The organism is Microbacterium sp., assembly GCF_011620665.1.
In the GTDB taxonomy this organism is placed as follows: Bacteria; Actinomycetota; Actinomycetes; order Actinomycetales; family Microbacteriaceae; genus Microbacterium.
Genome location: NZ_WOYQ01000076.1, coordinates 18,204 through 37,471, shown reverse-complemented (window position 1 = coordinate 37,471; position 19,268 = coordinate 18,204). Strand labels below are relative to the sequence as shown.

At 68.8% G+C, this 19,268-nt stretch carries 16 protein-coding genes; 6 read left to right on the top strand and 10 right to left on the bottom strand.

Annotated features, from left to right (window positions below):
- Positions 1-83: 83 nt before the first annotated feature.
- Together QZV81_RS09520 and QZV81_RS09515 are read right to left on the bottom strand one after the other, a co-directional pair.
- On the bottom strand, positions 84-275 hold the full coding sequence (locus QZV81_RS09520; protein WP_203189579.1) for a helix-turn-helix domain-containing protein: 192 nt from the start codon (positions 273-275) through the stop codon (positions 84-86).
- 93 nt (positions 276-368) lie between these two features.
- A complete protein-coding gene (locus QZV81_RS09515; protein WP_292836312.1) occupies positions 369-776 on the bottom strand; it encodes a metalloregulator ArsR/SmtB family transcription factor in 408 nt (135 codons plus the stop codon).
- Positions 777-843: 67 nt separating this feature from the next.
- On the opposite strand from QZV81_RS09515, the gene QZV81_RS09510 reads away from it, so the two are divergent.
- Both QZV81_RS09510 and QZV81_RS09505 read left to right on the top strand, forming a co-directional pair.
- Positions 844-2,286 (top strand): potassium transporter TrkG, encoded by a 1,443-nt coding sequence (locus tag QZV81_RS09510; protein ID WP_292836309.1) that lies wholly within the window; start codon positions 844-846, stop codon positions 2,284-2,286.
- Positions 2,279-2,950 (top strand): TrkA family potassium uptake protein, encoded by a 672-nt coding sequence (locus tag QZV81_RS09505; protein ID WP_292836306.1) that lies wholly within the window; start codon positions 2,279-2,281, stop codon positions 2,948-2,950. Before QZV81_RS09510 ends, QZV81_RS09505 begins: the two co-directional genes overlap by 8 nt.
- Positions 2,951-2,959: 9 nt before the next feature.
- On the opposite strand, the gene proC is transcribed toward QZV81_RS09505, so the two are convergent.
- On the bottom strand, positions 2,960-3,796 hold the full coding sequence (gene proC / locus QZV81_RS09500) for a pyrroline-5-carboxylate reductase (protein ID WP_292836303.1): 837 nt from the start codon (positions 3,794-3,796) through the stop codon (positions 2,960-2,962).
- 93 nt (positions 3,797-3,889) lie between these two features.
- Here proC and QZV81_RS09495 point away from each other — a divergent pair, with 93 nt between their 5' ends.
- The gene (locus tag QZV81_RS09495) at positions 3,890-5,002 is read left to right on the top strand and encodes an alpha/beta hydrolase (RefSeq protein ID WP_292836299.1); all 1,113 of its coding nucleotides are present in this window, start codon (positions 3,890-3,892) and stop codon (positions 5,000-5,002) included.
- 18 nt (positions 5,003-5,020) lie between these two features.
- On the opposite strand, the gene QZV81_RS09490 is transcribed toward QZV81_RS09495, so the two are convergent.
- Positions 5,021-5,932, bottom strand: a complete 912-nt coding sequence (locus QZV81_RS09490; protein WP_292836296.1) for a DUF808 domain-containing protein — start codon at positions 5,930-5,932, stop codon at positions 5,021-5,023.
- Positions 5,933-5,975: 43 nt separating this feature from the next.
- The gene (locus tag QZV81_RS09485) at positions 5,976-6,407 is read right to left on the bottom strand and encodes a nucleoside deaminase (protein ID WP_292836479.1); all 432 of its coding nucleotides are present in this window, start codon (positions 6,405-6,407) and stop codon (positions 5,976-5,978) included.
- Positions 6,408-6,540: 133 nt separating this feature from the next.
- Between QZV81_RS09485 and upp the strand changes: the two genes are divergently transcribed.
- A complete protein-coding gene (upp, locus tag QZV81_RS09480; RefSeq protein WP_292836294.1) occupies positions 6,541-7,176 on the top strand; it encodes a uracil phosphoribosyltransferase in 636 nt (211 codons plus the stop codon).
- 26 nt (positions 7,177-7,202) lie between these two features.
- On the opposite strand, the gene QZV81_RS09475 is transcribed toward upp, so the two are convergent.
- Complete coding sequence (locus QZV81_RS09475) at positions 7,203-7,517, bottom strand: DUF3467 domain-containing protein (RefSeq protein ID WP_292836292.1); 315 nt, start codon at positions 7,515-7,517, stop codon at positions 7,203-7,205.
- Positions 7,518-7,546: 29 nt separating this feature from the next.
- On the bottom strand, positions 7,547-11,080 hold the full coding sequence (locus QZV81_RS09470) for a bifunctional RecB family nuclease/DEAD/DEAH box helicase (protein ID WP_292836289.1): 3,534 nt from the start codon (positions 11,078-11,080) through the stop codon (positions 7,547-7,549).
- An 80-nt stretch (positions 11,081-11,160) separates the two neighbouring features.
- Here QZV81_RS09470 and QZV81_RS09465 point away from each other — a divergent pair, with 80 nt between their 5' ends.
- Positions 11,161-13,254 (top strand): NAD(+) synthase, encoded by a 2,094-nt coding sequence (locus QZV81_RS09465; RefSeq protein WP_292836286.1) that lies wholly within the window; start codon positions 11,161-11,163, stop codon positions 13,252-13,254.
- A gap of 18 nt (positions 13,255-13,272) precedes the next feature.
- Here the strand turns inward: QZV81_RS09465 and QZV81_RS09460 are convergent, their stop codons facing one another.
- A complete protein-coding gene (locus tag QZV81_RS09460; RefSeq protein WP_292836283.1) occupies positions 13,273-13,860 on the bottom strand; it encodes a hypothetical protein in 588 nt (195 codons plus the stop codon).
- A 245-nt stretch (positions 13,861-14,105) separates the two neighbouring features.
- Between QZV81_RS09460 and QZV81_RS09455 the strand changes: the two genes are divergently transcribed.
- Positions 14,106-15,113: a hypothetical protein gene (locus QZV81_RS09455; protein ID WP_292836280.1), complete on the top strand. Its 1,008-nt coding sequence runs from the start codon at positions 14,106-14,108 to the stop codon at positions 15,111-15,113.
- Positions 15,114-15,120: 7 nt separating this feature from the next.
- Here the strand turns inward: QZV81_RS09455 and QZV81_RS09450 are convergent, their stop codons facing one another.
- Both QZV81_RS09450 and QZV81_RS09445 read right to left on the bottom strand, forming a co-directional pair.
- Entirely contained in the window at positions 15,121-18,090 is a 2,970-nt protein-coding gene (locus QZV81_RS09450) for an SMC family ATPase (protein WP_292836277.1), read from the bottom strand.
- A 13-nt stretch (positions 18,091-18,103) separates the two neighbouring features.
- Entirely contained in the window at positions 18,104-19,252 is a 1,149-nt protein-coding gene (locus QZV81_RS09445; protein ID WP_292836275.1) for an exonuclease SbcCD subunit D, read from the bottom strand.
- Positions 19,253-19,268: the final 16 nt, after the last annotated feature.

Below are 19,268 nucleotides of genomic sequence, written 5' to 3'. Positions count from 1 at the left end.
GGAAAACCTCACTATGTCAGGGGTCTGGACGCGGATCGTTCGCGTCCGGGATCGGGCGTTTCGAGAAATGCCCTCGGGACAGTCTAGCCGACGTCGGCGATGGGCCGCTGCAGAGCCGCCGTGACCGCCGTTTCGGGCACCCGATAGCTGCGACCGAAGCGCACGGCAGGGAGCTCCCCGGCGTGCACCAGACGGTAAACGGTCATCTTCGACACCCGCATGAGGTCAGCAACCTCGGCGACCGTCAAGAAACGCACGTCAGAGAGCTCCGACATCGACGACCCCCAGGTTCCATCCGTGATGCTGGTCATAGCCTAGAGCGCCCATGAGACGCGTGTAAACCTGTGGGACGCATGGGATCTGCGAGCTCACCGACCGGGCAGCTTCTTCAGCGCGCTCTCCCACGCGTGCTTGGCCGAGGCCGCGGCACGGCCCACAAGCTCCGCCGCGTGTGCAGCCGAATCGGGCAGGGACGATGCGCCGTCGTCCGCCAGAGGGGAGCCGTCCTCCAAGAAAGGAACGAGCCAGTCGTCGACTTCATCCAGCGGCGCCGCGGACAGGCTGTAGAAGCGATGCTGGCCCTCTTCGCGCACGGAAACCAGCTCGGCTTCGCGCAGGACCTTGAGGTGCTTCGAGACGGTGGGCTGGCTGACACCGAGCTCGGCGACGATGTGCGAGACGCTCGTGCCGCCGGCGCCGTTGCTCCCGCGTTCACGCAAGAGCTGGAGAATGTCCCGACGGGTACCGTCGGCGATCACGTCGAAGATGTCCGCCATGACATTAGGTTAGTCTGCCCGACGCCCGGAGTACCATGACAACGATCGCGATCGAAAGGGGCGTGACATGACGGGCGACACCGTCGGTGCGCGTGCCCGCCAGGCCCTGGGGATCACTCTGGGTCGCTTCGGCCGCGGTGCGCGCGAGCTCGCGACAGCGTCGCCCTCGCGCTTTGCGATCCTGGTCTTCGCCGGGCTCATCCTGATCTTCACCGCTCTGCTCTCGTTGCCGATCGCGGCTGCCGATGGCACGCCACTCCCCTTCGCCGACGCGCTCTTCACCGCGGTCTCGACGATCTGCGTCACGGGGCTCGCCACCGTCGACATGGCCACCAGCTGGTCGCCGTTCGGCAATGCGGTCATCTATCTCGGGGTCAACGTCGGTGCCATGGGCGTGCTGACACTCGCTTCGATCCTCGGCCTCGTGATCTCCAAGCGACTGGGCCTGCGCGCCAAGCTCATCGCGGCGGGCGACAGCAACCCGATGCGGGCCCACGGCGGCCCGGTCAACGAGGGCCAGACCGTCCGCCTCGGCGAGGTCGGCCAGCTCCTTGCGACCGTTGCACTGTCGACCTTGGTCATCGAGGCCGTCCTCGCCGTGCTCCTGTACCCCGCGATGCTGGCGAGCGGCGTTCATCCGCTGACCGCCGTCTGGGAGTCGCTGTACTACTCCGCGATGTCGTTCACCAACACCGGCTTCACCCCGAACGTCGGCGGGGTCGCGGTGTTCGCGGACAACTACTTCTTCCTCACCGTGTTGATGGCGGGGGTCTTTCTCGGGTCGATCGGCTTTCCGGTCATCTACACCCTGTGGAAGCATCAGCTCCGCGTGCGTCGCTGGCCCCTGCACGCCAAGCTGACCCTGATCACGACGATGGCACTGTTCGTCGGCGGCGCAGCGGTGTTCCTCCTGCTCGAGTTCAACAATCCGAAGACGTTCGGTTCGATGGATGCGTGGGACACCACGTTCCAGTCGTTCTTCCTGTCCGCGATGACGCGTTCGGGCGGGTTCGCCGTCGTCGACATCGGTGAGCTGAACGGATCATCGCTCGTCCTCGGCTCCATGCTCATGTTCGTCGGCGGCGGGTCGGCATCCACCGCGGGCGGAATCAAGGTGACGACGCTCGCGGTGCTCGCACTCTCCGTGCTCTCGGAGGCGAGAGGCCGCCAGAGCGTCGAGGTTTTGGGCCGACGGATCCCGAGCGACGTCCAGCGGGTGGCACTGTCTGTCGTCGCATGGGGGTCGACCATCGTGGCCGTCTCCACGATCACGATCGCTCAGATCACGCAGGCCGACATCGCCCAGGTGCTGTTCGACGTCATCTCCGGCTTCGGCACGGTCGGGCTGTCGACGGGACTCACCGCCGAGCTCCCCGATGCCGCCGTCTATGTCCTCGCTGCAACCATCTTCATGGGTCGGGTTGGTACAGTGACTCTCGCCGCGGCCGTGGCTGCGACGTTCCGTTCGCAGCACTATTCGCTGCCCGTGGAAAGGCCGATCGTTGGTTGAGCAGCTTCGCAGCGATGCACCTGTCCTCGTGATCGGCCTCGGCCGGTTCGGCGCCGCCTGCGCGGGCGAGCTGGATCGGCTCGACCGCGAGGTTCTCGCGATCGACGAGAGTCTCGACCTCGTCCAGAAGTGGTCCGAACGAGTGACCCACACCGTGCAGGCTGACGCGAAGAACATCGACGCGCTCAAACAGGTCGGCGCACAGGATTTTCAGGTCGCGGTCGTGGCCGTCGGATCGTCGATCGAGGCATCTGTCCTGATCACCGCGAACCTCGTCGATCTCAAAGTGCCCCAGATCTGGGCGAAGGCGGTCTCGCAGTCGCACGGCAAGATCCTCGCTCGGGTCGGCGCAAACCACGTCATCTACCCCGAGCGTGAGGCCGGTGAGCGCGTCGCGCACCTTGTGAGCGGTCGGATGCTGGATTTCATCCGCTTCGATGACGACTTCGTGCTGGCGAAGATGTACCCGCCGAAGTTCATCCGCGGCGTCGAACTCAACGAGTCCGGAGTGCGCTCCAAGTACCGCGTGACGGTCGTGGGGGTCAAGAGCCCGGGCAACCCATTCCGCTATGCGGAAGCGGGCACCGTCGTGACCAACCACGACCTGATCATCGTCTCGGGCACCAACAACGACATCGAGCGCTTCGCCGGCCTCGACCGCTAGAGCGGAGAGTCAGGCGTCGGCTGCGATCTCGCGGGCGCGAGCGAGGGCGGCATCCGTCGCCTCAGCGAAAACACCGTCGAGACGAGCGCTCTGCAGCACCGCGATAGCGCGCTCCGTCGTTCCCTTCGGGCTCGTGACCTGTCGGCGGAGCTCAGCGGGATCCGCGCCGGTCGCAGCCAGCAGCGCGGCAGCACCGATGAAGGTCTGCTCGGCCATCAGGCGCGCGTCGGCATCCGAGAACCCCTTGCCGCGCGCGGCTTCGGTGAGGTCCTCGATCAGCAGGAACACGTACGCCGGGCCCGAGCCCGAGATCGTCGACAACGCGTCGATCTGATCCTCGGGCAGCTCGATCACGACGCCGCAGGTCTCGAAGAGCCGGCGGACGAGCGCGGCATCCTCCGCCGATGCACTGGATCCGGCCGACACGCCCGTGACCGCCTTGCCCACGACGGCGGGCGTGTTGGGCATCGAACGGAGCACCGGGATGCCGTCCCCCACGATCTCTTCGAACTGCTGGGTCGTCACGCCCGCAGCGAGACTCACGATCACGGTACCCGGCCGGAGCGCGGGCGCGATCTCGCGCAGCAGGTCAGGCACCATCAGGGGCTTCACGCCGACGAGGACGATATCGGCCGATGCGGCGGCCGCGGCATTCGCCGCGGGGTCGGCCTCGAGCGACGAACTTGTGACGCCCGGCAGGCCGTCCAGGCCCGCCGCCTTCGCAGACGTGCGGTTCGTCGCGGTCAGCTGCGACGCCTGACCGGAGCGCACGAGCCCGTGCAGGATCGCGCCGCCCATCGAACCTGCGCCGAGGATCGCGATCGGGGGAAGAGTGTCAGCCGCCATCGTTCCAGTCTGTCATCGGCCTGCCGATATCGGCGTCGTCACCGTCGATGTGACATCCTGTTCCGGCCAAAACGGGCGAGATATAGTCGGCTCATGACCCTCATCGACGGCATACGTTCCCGCCTCATCGCCACGGACCGGCTGAACGTCAACATCCTGGAGCGCGCGGGCGACGACCCCGCAGCCTCCGCGGAGAGTACGGTCGTGATGATCCACGGCAGCGTGTCGTCGAGCCTGTTCTGGCAAGAGCTCATGCACGATCTGCCGAGTGACCTGCGGATCATCGCGATCGACCTGCGCGGCTTCGGTGGTACCGAGAGTCTGCCCGTCGACGCGACCCGCGGGGTCCGAGACTTCAGTGACGACATCCACGCGACGTTGACGGCACTGGGCGTTCCGACCGCGCACTTCGTCGGCTGGGCGATGGGCGGCGGGGTCGTGATGCAGTATGCGCTCGATCACCCCGCCCTCTCGCTCACGCTGCAGTCGCCCGTCTCGCCGTACGGATTCGGCGGCACACGGCGTGACGGCACACGACTGACCGACGACGACGCCGGATGTGGGGCCGGCGCCGCCAATTCCGACTTCGTCCGTCGGCTCACCGACCGCGACGCGACGGATGAATCGCCGACCTCGCCACGCAGCGTGTTCCGCTCGGGGTATGTCGCGCCCGGCTACGCGAGCGCACAGGAGGACCTCTGGGTCGAGTCGATGAACACGACCTCCACGGCAACCGGCAACTATCCCGGCGACAGCGTCGAGAGCGAGAACTGGCCGGGCTTCGCGGCGGGCACGATCGGCGTGCTCAATGCCATGGCGCCACGTTACTTCAACACGTCGGGGGTGGTCGGCCTCGCCGAGAAGCCCCCGGTCCTGTGGGTGCACGGCACCGCCGATTCGATCGTGTCGGATGCATCCGTCTCCGATCTGAACCACCTGGGAGCCGCGGGCGTCATTCCCGGATGGCCGGGCGCTGAGATCGCCCCCGCACAGGAAATGGTCACCCAGACCCGCGATGTGCTCGACGCCTACCGCTCGGCTGGGGGCTCGGTCACCGAGGTCAGCCTGGAGAATGTCGGCCATACCCCGCACCTCGAGCGCCCCGCCGAGGTGAGAAGAGCTCTGCTCGAAGTCATCGGCTACATCGGGCATCCGGCGATGCCCGCGCCACCCACCGAGGCGATCATTCTGAGCTCGTCCGACTGAGACGATCCACCGCCCGCGTCACTGCGCCGCGGGCGACTCGCCGCCCTCGCTGAAGGTCGGGTTCTTGCCCGCGATCCGCCCGATCAGCAGTATGCCGCCGACGATCACGAGTCCGACGGTGAGCCCGACGATTGCCGCGACGAGCGTCTCACCGGTCCACGCGATGACCCCGCCGAACGGCGAGAGCAGATGCTCGATACCGTGCAGCAGATCGCCGGTGACGCGCACCCCGACCTCATCGAGGTTGACGAGCAGCAGGTGGCCCCCGACCCACAGCATCGCGACCGTCCCGACCACACTGATGACTCGGAAGACGGCCGGCATCGATCGCACGATGCGCGCACCCGTGTGCCGGACGCGCGGCTCGGAACCGCCCGCCATCTTGAGGCCGATGTCGTCGATCTTGACCAGCAGCGCGACGGCGCCGTAGACGACACCCGTCATCATGAGCGCGATCACCGCGAGCACGGCCAGTGTCGTCCAGATCCCCATGTCACCGTCGAGGCTCGCAAGCGCGATCAGCATGATCTCGGTGGAGAGGATCAGGTCCGTGCGCACCGCCCCGAGGACGAGCTGCCGCTCATCGCGGGCGCCCTCCTCGACGTCCCCGTGCGCGAGCCCGAACCATTCGAGCACCTTCTCGGCGCCCTCGAAACAGAGATAGGTGCCGCCGATGATGAGCAGGAACGGGAGCACCCACGGCGCGAACGCGGTCAGCAGCAGCGCGACCGGGATGATGATGAGGAACTTGTTGCCGAGGGAGCCGAGCGCGATCTTGCCCACGACGGGCAGTTCGCGGGCGGGCGTGATCCCCTGGACATACTGCGGTGTGACGGCGGCGTCATCGATGACGACCCCGGCCGTCTTGGCCGACGCCTTCATCGCAGCGCTGAGCACATCGTCGACGACCGCGAGCAGACCGACCGACATGGGACCCCCTGGCTGTGATGCGGACAAGCTCCGACGTGCCAGGTTACCGGCGCGCGTCGAAGAACGTGCGCAGCAAGGCGGATGCCTCCTCCGCCCGGACGCCGGCGACGACCTCGGTCCGCACCGGAAGGCGCCGATCTCGAAGCACATCGTAGAGCGAACCCGCCGCACCGGCCTTCTCGTCCCACGCGGCGAAGACCACCCGGGCCACGTGCGACTGCAGGATGGCCCCCGAGCACATGAGGCACGGCTCGAGGGTGACCACCAGCGTGCATCCCGACAGATTCCAGGTACCGGATGCCGCGGCCGCCGCGCGCAGCGCCACCACTTCGGCGTGCGCCGTCGGGTCCCCGGTGGCCTCACGGAGATTGCGTCCCTCGCCGATCAGGTTCCCGTCGGCGGCCATCACGACCGCGCCGACCGGGACCTCGCCGGAGCTCGCTGCGAGCGCCGCCAGCACCAGCGCACGGTCCATCGCGGAGACGAGGTCCGGGCCGATGGGCAGTGTCACGCGCCCAGCGTACGCGACGGCGATCCGCGTGCGACGGGTCGACAGTGCCGCTCTCGCGGACCGTCGGAGCGACCCATCGACCGCGTAGGCTGACCGCATGCGCGTGCACGTGGCCGACCACCCCCTCATCACCCACAAGCTCACGGTGCTGCGTGACGAGCGCACACCGTCGTCGGTCTTCCGCCAGCTGACCGAGGAACTCGTGACGCTGCTCGCCTATGAGGCGACTCGAAACGTCCGCGTGGAGAGCATCGAGATCCGGACGCCGGTCACCGCGACCACCGGCGTGCGCATCGGCGAACCGCGCCCGCTCGTCGTCCCGATCCTCCGCGCCGGACTCGGCATGCTCGACGGCATGGTGAAGCTCCTGCCGACGGCCGAAGTCGGGTTCCTCGGCATGGCCCGCGACGAACAGACCCTCCAGCCGTACACGTATGCGGAGCGCCTGCCTGCCGACCTCAGCGACCGCCAGTGCTTCATCCTCGACCCGATGCTGGCCACCGGAGGATCGCTCGGAGCCGCGATCGATTTCCTGTTCGCCCGCGGCGCCCAGGACGTCACCGCGATCTGCATCCTCGGGGCGCCGGAAGGCGTCGCCAAGATCAAGGACCTCGTGGGTGATCGAGATGTCACCCTCGTGCTGGGTTCGCTGGACGAGGGCCTGAACGAGAAGGGGTACATCGTGCCTGGGCTCGGCGACGCCGGTGATCGGCTCTACGGAACAGCCGACTAGGAACGTGGGTGTAGCCTCCGGACTCCTCAGGGACCGTCGAGGGGCGAGGGCGTCCGCCGCCCCGTCTCCTGCTCCCAGAACTCCAGCTGCTGAGTCAGCGCCTTCGCGAGCTCGAACACCTGCGGCGGAGGGATCCGGATGCGTTGGACCACTCGCCCGGAGACGACAGTCACGGCGCTGCCCTCGGCATCCACGTCCTCCCTCGGAGGCTGGGCCAGCGAGACGAAGTCCATCACGAACACATCCGGTGTGTGCCATACATTCGCGAAGTCGGCGTAGCTGCCGGGAATCGCTTCAGGCGGCAGATCGATGTCGAACTGCCGCGGTGCCCCTTCGGCCATGATGTCCCCCGCTCGTCGTGCAGGCGAGTCTAGGGCGCCCCGCCGACGAGACGGGCGAATGCGCTCAGCCGGGCGACGCCGTCCGGAGTTCGCGGAAGGTCATCGAGCAGGCCGGTGCCGTAGATGACGAAGGCAGTGTGCTGGGCACGTGAGACAGCGACATTGAGTCGATTCTGCAGAAGCAGGAAGTCAAGACCTCGCGGCGCATCGCGCCCCGAGGACGCGGCCAGGGACACGATCGCCACTGCGGCCTCCTGGCCCTGGAATTTGTCCACAGTCCCCACCGGCACCCCGCCGAAGCCCGCTGCCGTGAGCGCTTCTTCGACCAGCACCTGCTGGGCGTTGTACGGGGTCACGACGATCAGGTCGCTCACGGTCAGTGCCCGCGGAGTCTCTCCCGCTGCCGCGATCCACTGTCGTCCGACGAGATCCCGGACGATCCTGACGACCGCCTCGGCTTCTTCGGGCGACTGCGTCGAGTTCCCGGTGTGGGTGAGGGGCACCGGCACGACACCGGGCACGATGCCGGCCAGAGCGCGATGCGACGTCGATTCGTGCGCGGCCAGCTTACCGTCGTAGCTCAGCTGCGACACCGGCTCAGCGATCTCTGGGCGCATCCGCCGAGTCTGGGCGAGGAAGTAGCCGCGGTCCTCCGCAATGACGGCGGCGCCGTCCATGATCCAGCCGAGCGCGGACGTGTCCACGGGCTCGGGATGCGTGCCCTGGCTCACCTGCGGGAGCTGCTGCGGGTCGCCGAGCAGCAGCAGGCGCTGCGCCGCGACCGACACCGCGATCGTGGACGCGAGGGAGAACTGCCCAGCTTCATCGATCACGAGCAGGTCGAGGCTGCCGGGCGGCACACGGCCGGAGTGGCTGAGATCCCACGCCGTCCCACCGATCACGAAGCCCTCAGGATGCGCCTCGGCGAACGCCGCGTAGCCGCTCTTGGCGATCGGCGTGAACGGTTCCGCGTCGGACGCCGTCCCCTTGGGCGCCTTGGGCGCCTTGGCCACCCGGTCGCGGGGAACACCGGCGGCGACGATCCGCTCGAGCATATTCTCGACGACGGCGTGCGACTGGGCGACGATCCCGATCTTGAATCCGCGTTCGCGCACGAGGCGCGCCACGACGTGCGATCCGACGTAGGTCTTTCCCGTCCCCGGCGGGCCCTGCACCGCCAGATAGCTGCGGTCGAGGTCTGCCACAGTGCGCGCGATGTCATCGATGTCGTCATCGCCTCCGCGGTGCAGGGCTCTGGCGCCCGTGCGCGGCACGCGCCGCAGAAGCAGGTCGGTGGCCGCGTCGGCGGGGAATGACGGCGAAGCGGCGATCACGGCATCCGCCCACCGGTCGATCGCCGCCTGCTGACTGCCCGCCTGCGGCGGCGACGGCGGCGTGAGCGCGATGGGCAGTTCACGCCATGTGAAGCCCTGGATCGAGTTCTCCTCGACGATCACGCCGTCATCGAGCACGTCGACGATCTTCAGTGTGCGGGCGGCGTGAACCCACCGCGGGCTGGTCTCGCCGGGGAACGGCGCCGGGAGGTCATAGAGCGCGAACGCGTCGGATCCCGCCGTCAGTTTCGTGCCGGGTGCGAGGTCGCCCCGCAGCTCGACGATCCGGCGCGTCACGCGCGCCCCCTCCGGCAGATGCCAATCGGTGAGCACCCGGCACCGGTCATGATCGACGACCACGACATCGCGGGTGTCCGCCCAGACCGACACCGGCTCGCGCAGCCGAAGGAAGTGGGTGGCCCAGAAGGTCTTGGCCTCTCGCGGGTAGTAATCGATCGCGGCGGATCCCAGGCGGAGCGCGGCGGACTCGTGCTCGTCGGCGGCGGCGGCCGCCAACCGCGCCAGCGCCTCGGCACGGGGCGAAGGTTCGTAGGCGCGCTCGGACGGCTCCGTGTCGGCCGCGGGGACGAGGTTCGCTTCGCGGGCGCGGTCGACCAGCCAGTCGCGCAGCCGGCGAGTGGATACGCAGTCATAGCGGTTGTAGTCGGCGAGGTCGTCGAGGATCAGCTGCGACCCGGCCGGATCCCCCGCCTCGAGCATTTCGCGGGACAGGACGTAGCGGACGATCGAATCGTCGCCCTTCTGCACGTCGCTCGTGCGCACGTCCGCGCCCATGTAGAGCGGCTCGAGCCTCTTGATCGAGTACGAGCGCGATCCGACCCGCAGCGCCCTGCGGACGACCGGGTAGAGGTCGACGAACACACCCTCGCGCAGGAGCCGATCGACATCGCCCTCCCGCACGCCGTAGCGGGCCGCCATCGCCAGGAGGTGGGTCGGCTCGTATGGGGCGTAGTGGTAGATGTGCATGCCGGGGTGCTGGCGCCGCCGCAGCGCCACGACATCGAGGAAGTCCTCGAGCGCCTGCCGCTCCTCCGCGAAGGAGTGCGCCCACAGGGCTGTGTACTGCTCATCGAGGTCGATCCACCCGAAGAGATAGTCGATGCCCCACTGCGGAGCAGATCCCGCTGGGGGCGTCTCGGTGTAGAGGGGATCGCCCTCGAAATCGAAGAAGAGGTCACCGCGGTCGGGTCGCGGGAGCGCGCCGATCGCCCGAGGAAAGACGACTTCGTACGTGGGCACGGGCCTGACCCCCAGCGCCTTGTCGTTCTCCGGACTCGTCGCCGAGCCGACCCCGCCGGCGGGGCTCGTCAGCTGCAGCGCCGCCTGCGTCCGCAGACCCGCGAAGGTGTCCCTCGAGATGCGGTCGGGTGCCTCGCGGGTCGCGGCGAGCTCGTCGATCGTCTGGATGCCCGCGGCCCGCAGCCGCTCGCGCTGCGCGGGCCGCATCCCCGCGACCAGCAGCAGATCGCGCTGAGCCACGACCTCGACGTCGCAGGTCGCGCACCGGCCGCAAGCGATGACACGCAGTGCGCCTCGCTCATCGCCCCATGCCAGCGGTTCGCCCCCAGCACCGGCGGCAAGGTCGCGGTCCGCGATGAGCGCACGCAACCGGCCACGCCGCAGCCGGAACACGGGCAGAAGATCACGGACGGCGTGCGTGGATGTGCTGCCATCACCCAGCAGCAACTCGACGCGCTCCGCGCGCACGACCCCGAGCTCATCGAGCTGATCGACATATGCCGCAAGTTGCATGAGCGCCGTCACGCGGGCGTGTCGAGCGAGTTTGGTGTCTTGCACGACCCAGGGGCGCCCTGTGACGCCCTCATCACGCACGAGGAAATCGGCGAAGCCGACGAACTCCCCGGTGGAGAAGGCTGCCTGATAGATCACCTCCACCTCGGGATCGGCGAGTGCAGTCGCGGTGTCGGCGACGACCGAAGCCAGTGCGACCGCCTCGGAGGACCGTGCGGCAGGGATCTCGACGACCCGGCCCGGGTACCGGGCGCGATACCGGTCGAGCACCCGCAGCTCGTGCTGCGTGCCCAGCCGGCCCGCCCGCTCGAGCGTGAGGTCCGGAGTCTCGTCGACCGCGGGTACCCGCCCCAGCTTCGCGTCGATCGCCCGGAGCCAGGCGAACTCGCACTCCGCCGCGGCTTTCAGATCGCTCGCGCTCCAGACGATCCGGCCCTCGTCTTCGATGTATCGCATATCACCCTTCCGCGATCGACCCTAGCCGGGGGGCCCGACACCGGCCGCCGCGGATCGACGACACCTGCCAGACTGGTCTCGTGAGCGAGAGCCTGCCGTTCGAGAATCCGTACCGTCACGGCTTCGGACGCATCGCGGCGTGCACGATCCCGGTCGCCATCGCCGATCCGGTCGCCAACGCGGCCGCCGTGCTGACGGCCGCTCGTGATGCGGATGCCGCCGGAGCGGCGGTCGCGGTGTTCCCGGAGCTCTGTCTGACCGGATACGCGATCGATGACCTCGTCATGCAGGATGTCGTTCTCGATGCCGTCCTGGCGGCCATCGCGGAGATCGCCGCTGCATCCGCGGATCTGCACCCCCTGATCGTGATCGGCGCGCCGCTGCAGATCGGATCGCGCCTGTACAACTGCGCCGTGGTGATCCACCGCGGCGCCGTCCTCGGTGTCGCGCCGAAGACCCACCTGCCCACCTATCGCGAGTTCTACGAACGCCGCTGGTACGCCTCCGGCGCGGACGCGCCCGCGTCTGTCATGCTCGCCGGGGCCGAGGTTCCGGTCGGCACGGATTTGCTGTTCGAAGCGACCGATGTTCCGGGTCTCGTCGTCCACGCAGAGGTCTGCGAGGACCTCTGGGTGCCGGTGCCGCCATCGTCGTCCGCGGCTCTGGCCGGGGCGACGGTCCTGCTCAACCTGTCGGGAAGCCCCATCACGGTCGCACGCGCCGAAGACCGCCGCATCCTCGTGCAATCGCAATCGCTGCGGTGCCTCGCGGCATATGCCTACGCCGCCGCGGGCGACGGCGAGTCCACGAACGATGTCTCGTGGGATGGCCAGACGATGATCTACGAGGGCGGCACGCTCCTCGCCGAGACGGAACGGTTCCCGGACGGCGCTCGGACCGCGTACGCCGACGTCGACCTGGATCGGCTGCGCCAGGATCGGCTGCGCCAGGGCACTTTCGACGACAACCGCGCGCAGCCGTGGGAGCACCACCGGCGTATCACATTCGCGGTCGAGCCGCCGGCATCCACGACGGGGCTTCGACGTCACCTCGACCGCTTCCCGTTCGTCCCGGATGACGCCGCACGGCTCGATCAAGACTGCTATGAGGCCTTCAACATCCAGGTGTCCGGGCTCGAACAGCGGATGCGCGCGATCGGTTCACCGAAGCCGGTCATCGGCGTGAGCGGCGGTCTGGACTCGACGCATGCCCTGCTGGTCGTCGCCCGCGCGATGGATCGGATGGGGCGCCCGCGCAGCGACATCCTCGCGTACACGATGCCCGGATTCGCGACCAGTGACCACACCAGATCGAACGCGATCGCGCTGGCAGAATCGCTCGGCGCGTCAATAGAGACGATCGACATCCGGCCGATGGCGAACGAGCTGCTGGCGGGCATCGCTCACCCGTACGCGGATGGCGAGCCCGTGTACGACGTCACCTTCGAGAACGTGCAGGCCGGCGCACGCACCGACTTCCTCTTCCGCCTCGCGAACCAGAACGGCGGCTTCGTCGTCGGCACGTCGGATCTGTCCGAACTCGCTCTCGGCTGGGCGACGTACGGCGTGGGCGATCAGATGAGCCATTACGCCGTGAACGCGGGCGTGCCGAAGACGCTCATCCAGCACCTCATCCGGTGGGTGATCTCGCACAGCGCCACTTCGGCCGCGGCGGGGACCGGAGGGGCGATGGTGCTCACCGATGAGGCCAAGGCGGTGCTGCAGTCGGTGCTCGACACCGAGATCAGTCCCGAGCTCGTTCCGGCCGGGCAGGACGGCAAGACCCAGTCGACCGAAGACGCCATCGGCCCGTACGCGCTCCACGATTTCACGCTGTTCCACGTGCTGCGCTACGGCATGCGCCCCTCGAAGATCGTCTTCCTCGCCGAACGGGCGTGGACCGATCCGGATGCCGGCGCCTGGCCGCCCGGCTTCCCGTCCGCCGATCGCTATGCGTACGACCGCGAAGAGATCGTTCGCTGGATGCGTGTGTTCCTGCGGCGCTTCCTCGGCTTCGCGCAGTTCAAGCGAACCGCGATCCCGAACGGCCCGAAGGTGCTCCCGGCCGGGTCGCTCTCGCCGCGCGGCGACTGGCGCGCGCCGAGCGACGGCAACCCTCGCGTGTGGCTCGCGGAACTCGATGCGTCCCTCGAGGCGCCGGCCGCTGGGGAGTGAACCCGGCCGCCCCGACCCTCACTCTGCCGATTGGGCACCCGACGCGATGGTGATGACCCAGCCGTCGCGCGATGCGTCGACGAGCGCGTACTTCATTTTTCGATCGAGGAGCCAGCCCGTGTGGCGACCGGAGTCGAGTCGGACGTGCTCAGGAGCAACCCGCACACCTCGACCGTCCGCCTCGAGGACTGCCTGGACACACACCCAGTGGTGGAGCAGGTCGGGGATGTTCTGCTCGTCGAAGAGCCGGGAGTGCTTCTGCATCTGACGGATGTCCGCGGGCTCGGGGTGCATGTCACGGATGTCGATCCCGAGCGGGAGCCCGGGATCGCAGATGGCGACGACCGTCGCGGCGCGATAGCTCGCCGTGATGATTGCGATGGGCAGTTCCTCGCCGTCGCGGGAAGCGATCAGCCGGGTGTGGTAGCCGAATCCGCGCGGCGCTTCGCGCTCGATCTCGACATCCGTGGGCTCGCAACCGAGCTGAGCGGCGATCAGCTCCTTCGCGATCATGCGCCGCCGATCGTGCACTGTGGTTGCCGGGTCCCACCCGAGACGGGCCGAAACCCCCGGGGGAGTTTCCAACGGAATCGTCTGCAGTGCCATGTCGCTCCTTCGGATGCGTCGCTCCCCCCATCCTGGCCCACTGCGGTCCGCGAAGTGAGCCCACGGGCCAGAGGAAACAGATCGGCGGCCAAGATGCTGCGTGATCCCGCATCGGAGATCTCGGCCGACACCGCGGTCTCCGTTCGGGCCGGTGATCGGTCGTCCCGCTCGACCTGAGTATTCTCAAGATCACGCAATCACCGGGCGCGCGCCGCACCGCGCTCACACACAGAACCGAGGATCCGATGTCGACCACTCCGCCGAACGTGCCGCCCGAGAACGCGTCCTCCGGGCCCGACGAACCCACCGAGCCCACCGAACCCGACGAACCCGACGAACCCACCGAACCCACCGAACCCGAAACACCCACCGAGCCTGCCGAACCCACCGAACCCACCGAACCCGAAACACCCACCGAGCCTGCCGAACCCACCCAACCCACCAACCCCGACGAACCCACCAAACCCACCGAACCCGAAACACCCACCGAACCAGAAACACCCACCGAACCAGAAACACCCACCGAGGTGCACGGCGCTGACGGCGGTCAGACTGCCGTTGCGCTGCCGCCCGCCGCGGTAACGATTGCCCCCGATACGCGCACCAGACGCGTCGCATGGACCGCACTGGCGCTCTCCATCTCGGGAGTCGTCGCCGCGCTCGCCGGGCTCATCCCGATCGTGTGGGTCGGCCTCGGTTTCGCGCTCGTCGCAGGGCTTCTGCTCCTGGCCGCCTTCGTCATCTCGCTGGTCGGGCTCATCGGAAGGGAAAACGCAGGCAAGGGGCTGAGCGTCACGGCGCTGATCTTCTCGCTCCTCGGCGGCGTCATCGCCTTGTTCTCGCTGATCTTTGCGCTGTTCCTGTTCGGGTCCGGCCCCGCGCCGATTCCCTGGACCCCCACCGTGCCCAGCGCCGCGCCGAGTGACGGCGGGGCGATCGCGCAGCCGAGTGACGACCCGACCGTGTCCCCACCGGATGACGCCGCCAAGGCAGCGTTCCTCGCGGACGTGCGCCCGAAGATCCACCAGATCATGGCGTCCGTCGACCCTTTCCTCACCCCCGACATCGTGGACGCCTACTTCCCGGACGACCAGCTGCTGATGATCGGCCAGACACTTCTGATCACAGATGACAGCGGGATCGACGCGATCGTCGACGCCGAACTGGCGAAGCCGGGCGATGCGATCTCGGCCGAGACGCTGCGCGAGCTGTACCGGGCGGTCCTGACATCAGCACAGACCTATCTGCAATGACAGCTGATCATGCGACAGCAACGCCCTGCCGGATTGTGCTCGGCCCTTGGCCGACGGCCTCAACGGTGACCTGAGCAGGCAGCTGCTCCTTCATCGCCTCGACGTGACTGATGACCCCGACGGTGCGGCCGCCGGCGCGCAACTCGTCGAGCGTCCGCATCGCCAGCTCGAGGGTCTCGGGGTCGAGCGAACCGAACCCCTCATCGATGAAGAGCGTGTCCAGCCGGATGCCCCCGGCGCGCGCTGTCACCACTTCGGCGAGACCCAGGGCGAGCGCGAGGGACGCGAGGAACGTCTCGCCTCCAGATAGCGATTGGGGCGAGCGTAGTCGGCCCGTATAGGCGTCGAGCACCTCGATGGCGAGCCCCGACGCCCGACCCCGTGCAGCGCGCGCGTCTGAGTGGTGAAGCGTGTATCGCCCCGCCGACATCTCGGTGAGCCGCAGATTAGCGGCCGCGACGATCTCTTCGAGCTCGGCCGCCAGGACGAATGTCTCGAGATCCATCTTCATGGTGTTCGGTGCTCGCCCGGCAACCGTGTCGGCGAGGCGACTCGTGATGGCCGCGTCTTCGGCGAGAGTCGCGCCGCCGGCGGCGGCAGCATCGACATCGGCGAGGAGTTCCCGCAGGCGCAGCACCGCGTTGTGCGCATCACGCTCGGCACCGATCGCAGCGGCGCGTGCCGTGTCAGCGAGGGATGCCGCCGCCCGGGCCCCGTCGAGATCGACGGCCGGAGCGTCGAGCACGCCCAGCTCGAGGCTCAGCAGCCGCGATCGGAGCGCCACGAGCTCCGCAGTGTGCGCGGCGATGCGCTGATCGAGGTGGGCCTGCTCGTCCGCATCGAGCAGCGCGCGCACCGCCTCCGCCGCATCGGCGAAATCGGATGCTGCGAGGCGCTCGTCGCGATCAGCGAGCGCCCCGGTGAGCGCGCGCACGCGCTCCGACAGCGCATCGCGCGCCGAGCGCGCAGCCCGCGCGTTGTCGCGGCGCGCGACCGCGTCGGCCACGCGGTCGGCGACGCTCGGAAACTCGCCCCGCGCTGCCGCCAGCTCCGCGCGCAGCGCCGCGGCCGTGCTGACGATGCCCGCGTGGTCGATCGCACACCGCTCTCGCTCTGCCACTCGTTCTGCACGATCGCTGTGGAGCACACTCGCACGGCGGTCTGCGTCGTCGCGCTCGGCGATCAGCTCGTCCACGCGCACCGCGGCCTCATCGGCGTCGTGCACTTCGGCTCGACAGGCACGCGCGTCCTCTTCCAGCTCTGCAAGTGGGCGCTCACCCGCGCGCACCGCGGCCGTCGCATACGCGTCACGCGCCAACCGGGCGTGCGCACCCGCACGAGCGGCGCGATCAGCGGTGTGATCGCGCCGCGCTTCGGCTGCCGTGAGGTCCTGGGCCGTGACGGGCGCTTCGCTCGGCGGGGCGGGGCGGGGGTGCTCGCGGGAGCCGCACACAGCGCACGGCTCCCCCTCGACGAGCGCCGATCCCAGTTCACTGGCATACCCCGCCATTCGCCGCTGGAGGAGCACGGTGACCGCGTCGGCCGCGTCGGCGGCAGTCGCGCTCTCGCGCGCATAGTCCGCCTCAGCCGCGCGCATGCGCTCCGCGAGGTCTGTCGCCTCGACGGTTGCGACGATCATCGCCTCCAGCCCGGCCAGACTCGCCCGGAGGTCAGCACGTCGCTGCGCGCTGACGGAAAGTGCCGCGATGCCGGCATCGAGGCGCGCCCGTGCGGAGGGAAGAGCACCCAGCTCGGCATCGAGCGCGGAGACGACGTCCGCCAGTCGTCGCATTTCGTCGCCCTGCGCGGCCAGGGTGCGATCGAGCTCGGCGAGCTCGCGTTCGCGTCGCGCCGCCGCCGACCAGAGGGCGACGTCTCCGGTCAAGCGATCGATCATCGCATCGAGGTCGCCCTCGCCGCCGTCCGCACGCCAGGCGGCGAGCGCACGCGCGGCTGCGTCGACGGCCGCCGCGTGGGCGGTTGCCGCGCGATCGGCGGCATCCATCGTCGCGCGGAGCGTCTCGGCCTGCTGTGCGCGGCGAAGACGAGAACGATCCGCCTCGATCTGTGGCAGCTCGCTCTCCAGCTGAGTCAGGCGCGCACGCCCGTCGGCGAGCTCGCCGAGCGCGACGGCATGGGCGATCGCTGCGGAAAGCGTCACCGCCGCTGCCTCAGCGGCCGCCTCAACCGTCACCCGGCTGGTCTTCGCGACGTCGTGGCGGTATTCGGCGCGCCGCAGGGCGCGCTCGACGACGTCACGGCGGCCGGGCACATCGGTGGGTCGTTCATCCGCGTCGGCCAGGTCGTGCGCGGCGACCAGCCGCTCGGCGATCTCGAGGAGAGTGCGCACATGCGCCTCACTGTCCTCCCGCGCCCTCTGCGCGTCGCGGCGACGCTGCTCCAGCTCGTCCATGTACCTCTGGAAACGCTGTGTGCCGAAGAGCGTCCGCAGCAGAGCCTGCCGTTCGTCGTTGCCCGCGAGCAGGAAGCGCGAGAACTTGTTCTGAGCGAGCAGGATCACCTGCTGGAACTGCTGGGCGTTCAGCCCGATCTCCTCGTCGAGCAGGATGCCGACCTCGCGCGGCTTCGCGGCCCGGCCGACCCAGGCTCCGTCTACGCGCTCTTCGAGCTCCGCACGCGTCGGCTCGATCGTGAGCCCACCGCCGCGCTTCGCGGGTCGGTCGTACTCGGGTGCGCGAGTCACACGCCAACGCCGATCACCGACCGTGAACTCGAGTCGCACACGGGTGGGATCGCCGAGGAAGCAATGATCGCTGCGCAGCCGTCGCTCGCCGCTCTCATAGCGGGGCACCACGCCGTACAGCGCGAAACTGACGCCGTCGAGGATGCTGGACTTTCCGGCGCCGGTGCGTCCTGCGATGAGGAACACGCCGTCGTCATCGAACGCGTCGAAATCAACGGTCTGCGTGTCACGGAACGGTCCGAATCCTGTGAGCTCGAGGCGATGGAGCTTCATGACACCCCTCGGGTCACGTCAGCGCCTCGACGCGGATCCGCTCATCGAGGACGTCGCGGAGAATGTCGCTCTCACGCTCACTCGCGCCCTCGCCCTGACGGACGTGCTGGAGGAACGTGTCGACCAGCTCGGCGTCGGTTCGCGCCGCGCGCACCCGCTGAAGGTAGCTGCGGCGCTCGTCGACGCGCACGCCCGCCGGGGCGTGCGAGACCATCGCGCAGTGCGGGTAGCGTTCCTGCAGCCGGCGCAGCGGATCTCGCTCCGGCAGAGCGTCGGTGTACACGGCGCAGACCCACGCATCCTGCACGGCGGCATAGGACGGGTCGGTGAGCAGCTCGTCGAGCGGACCCCGCAGAGTGACGAGCTGTCTCGGTACGGGAAGCGCGAGCCACTCGACGGCGGTGAGCCCGTCGGCGCCCAGCTCGACGAGCCACGACCCGCGGGGCTTGCTCCCCTCGCCGAAGGAATAGTGCAGCGGGGCGCCGGCGTAGCGAACGTTCTCGGCGAGCGTCTGGCGCCCGTGGATGTGGCCGAGCGCCGCGTAGTCGACGCCGGTGAAGGCGCTGATCGGCACGACATCGAGACCGCCCTGCTGAATGTCGCGTTCGAGCTGTGGTGTCGCTTCCACTCCCGCAGCGAAACAGTGCGCGATCGCGACCGACCGCCCTCCGCGTGCGGCGAGGTCATCGCGCACGAGGCCCATCGCGTGGGCGAGGACATCTCGCTGCGTGCGCACGCCCGGCCAGAGATGACGCAGCAGCGCCGGCTCGAGGAACGGGATGCCGTAGAAGTGCACGGGTCCGTGCTCGTCGTCGACGGTCACGGGTGCGGCGAGCGTCGCGGGGTCGGTGAGCACGCGGATGCCGCTGCGCAGCACACCGGCCTGGAAGCCGAGGCGAGCGGCCGAATCGTGGTTGCCGCTCGTGACGATGACCTGCGCGCCCGCGTCGGCCAGGCCCCGCAGCGTCTCGGAGAGGAGCAGATAGCACGCGGCCGCAGGGGTGGCCGAATCGAACACATCACCGGCGACGATCACGACGTCCACGCCCCGCTCGCGCACCTGTGCGGTGAGCGTGTCGAGCACACCTCTCAGCGCGTCGAGAGTGGAGTTACCGTGGAAGGTCCGCCCGATGTGCCAGTCGGAGGTGTGCAGGATGCGCATGCCCTCCACGCTACGA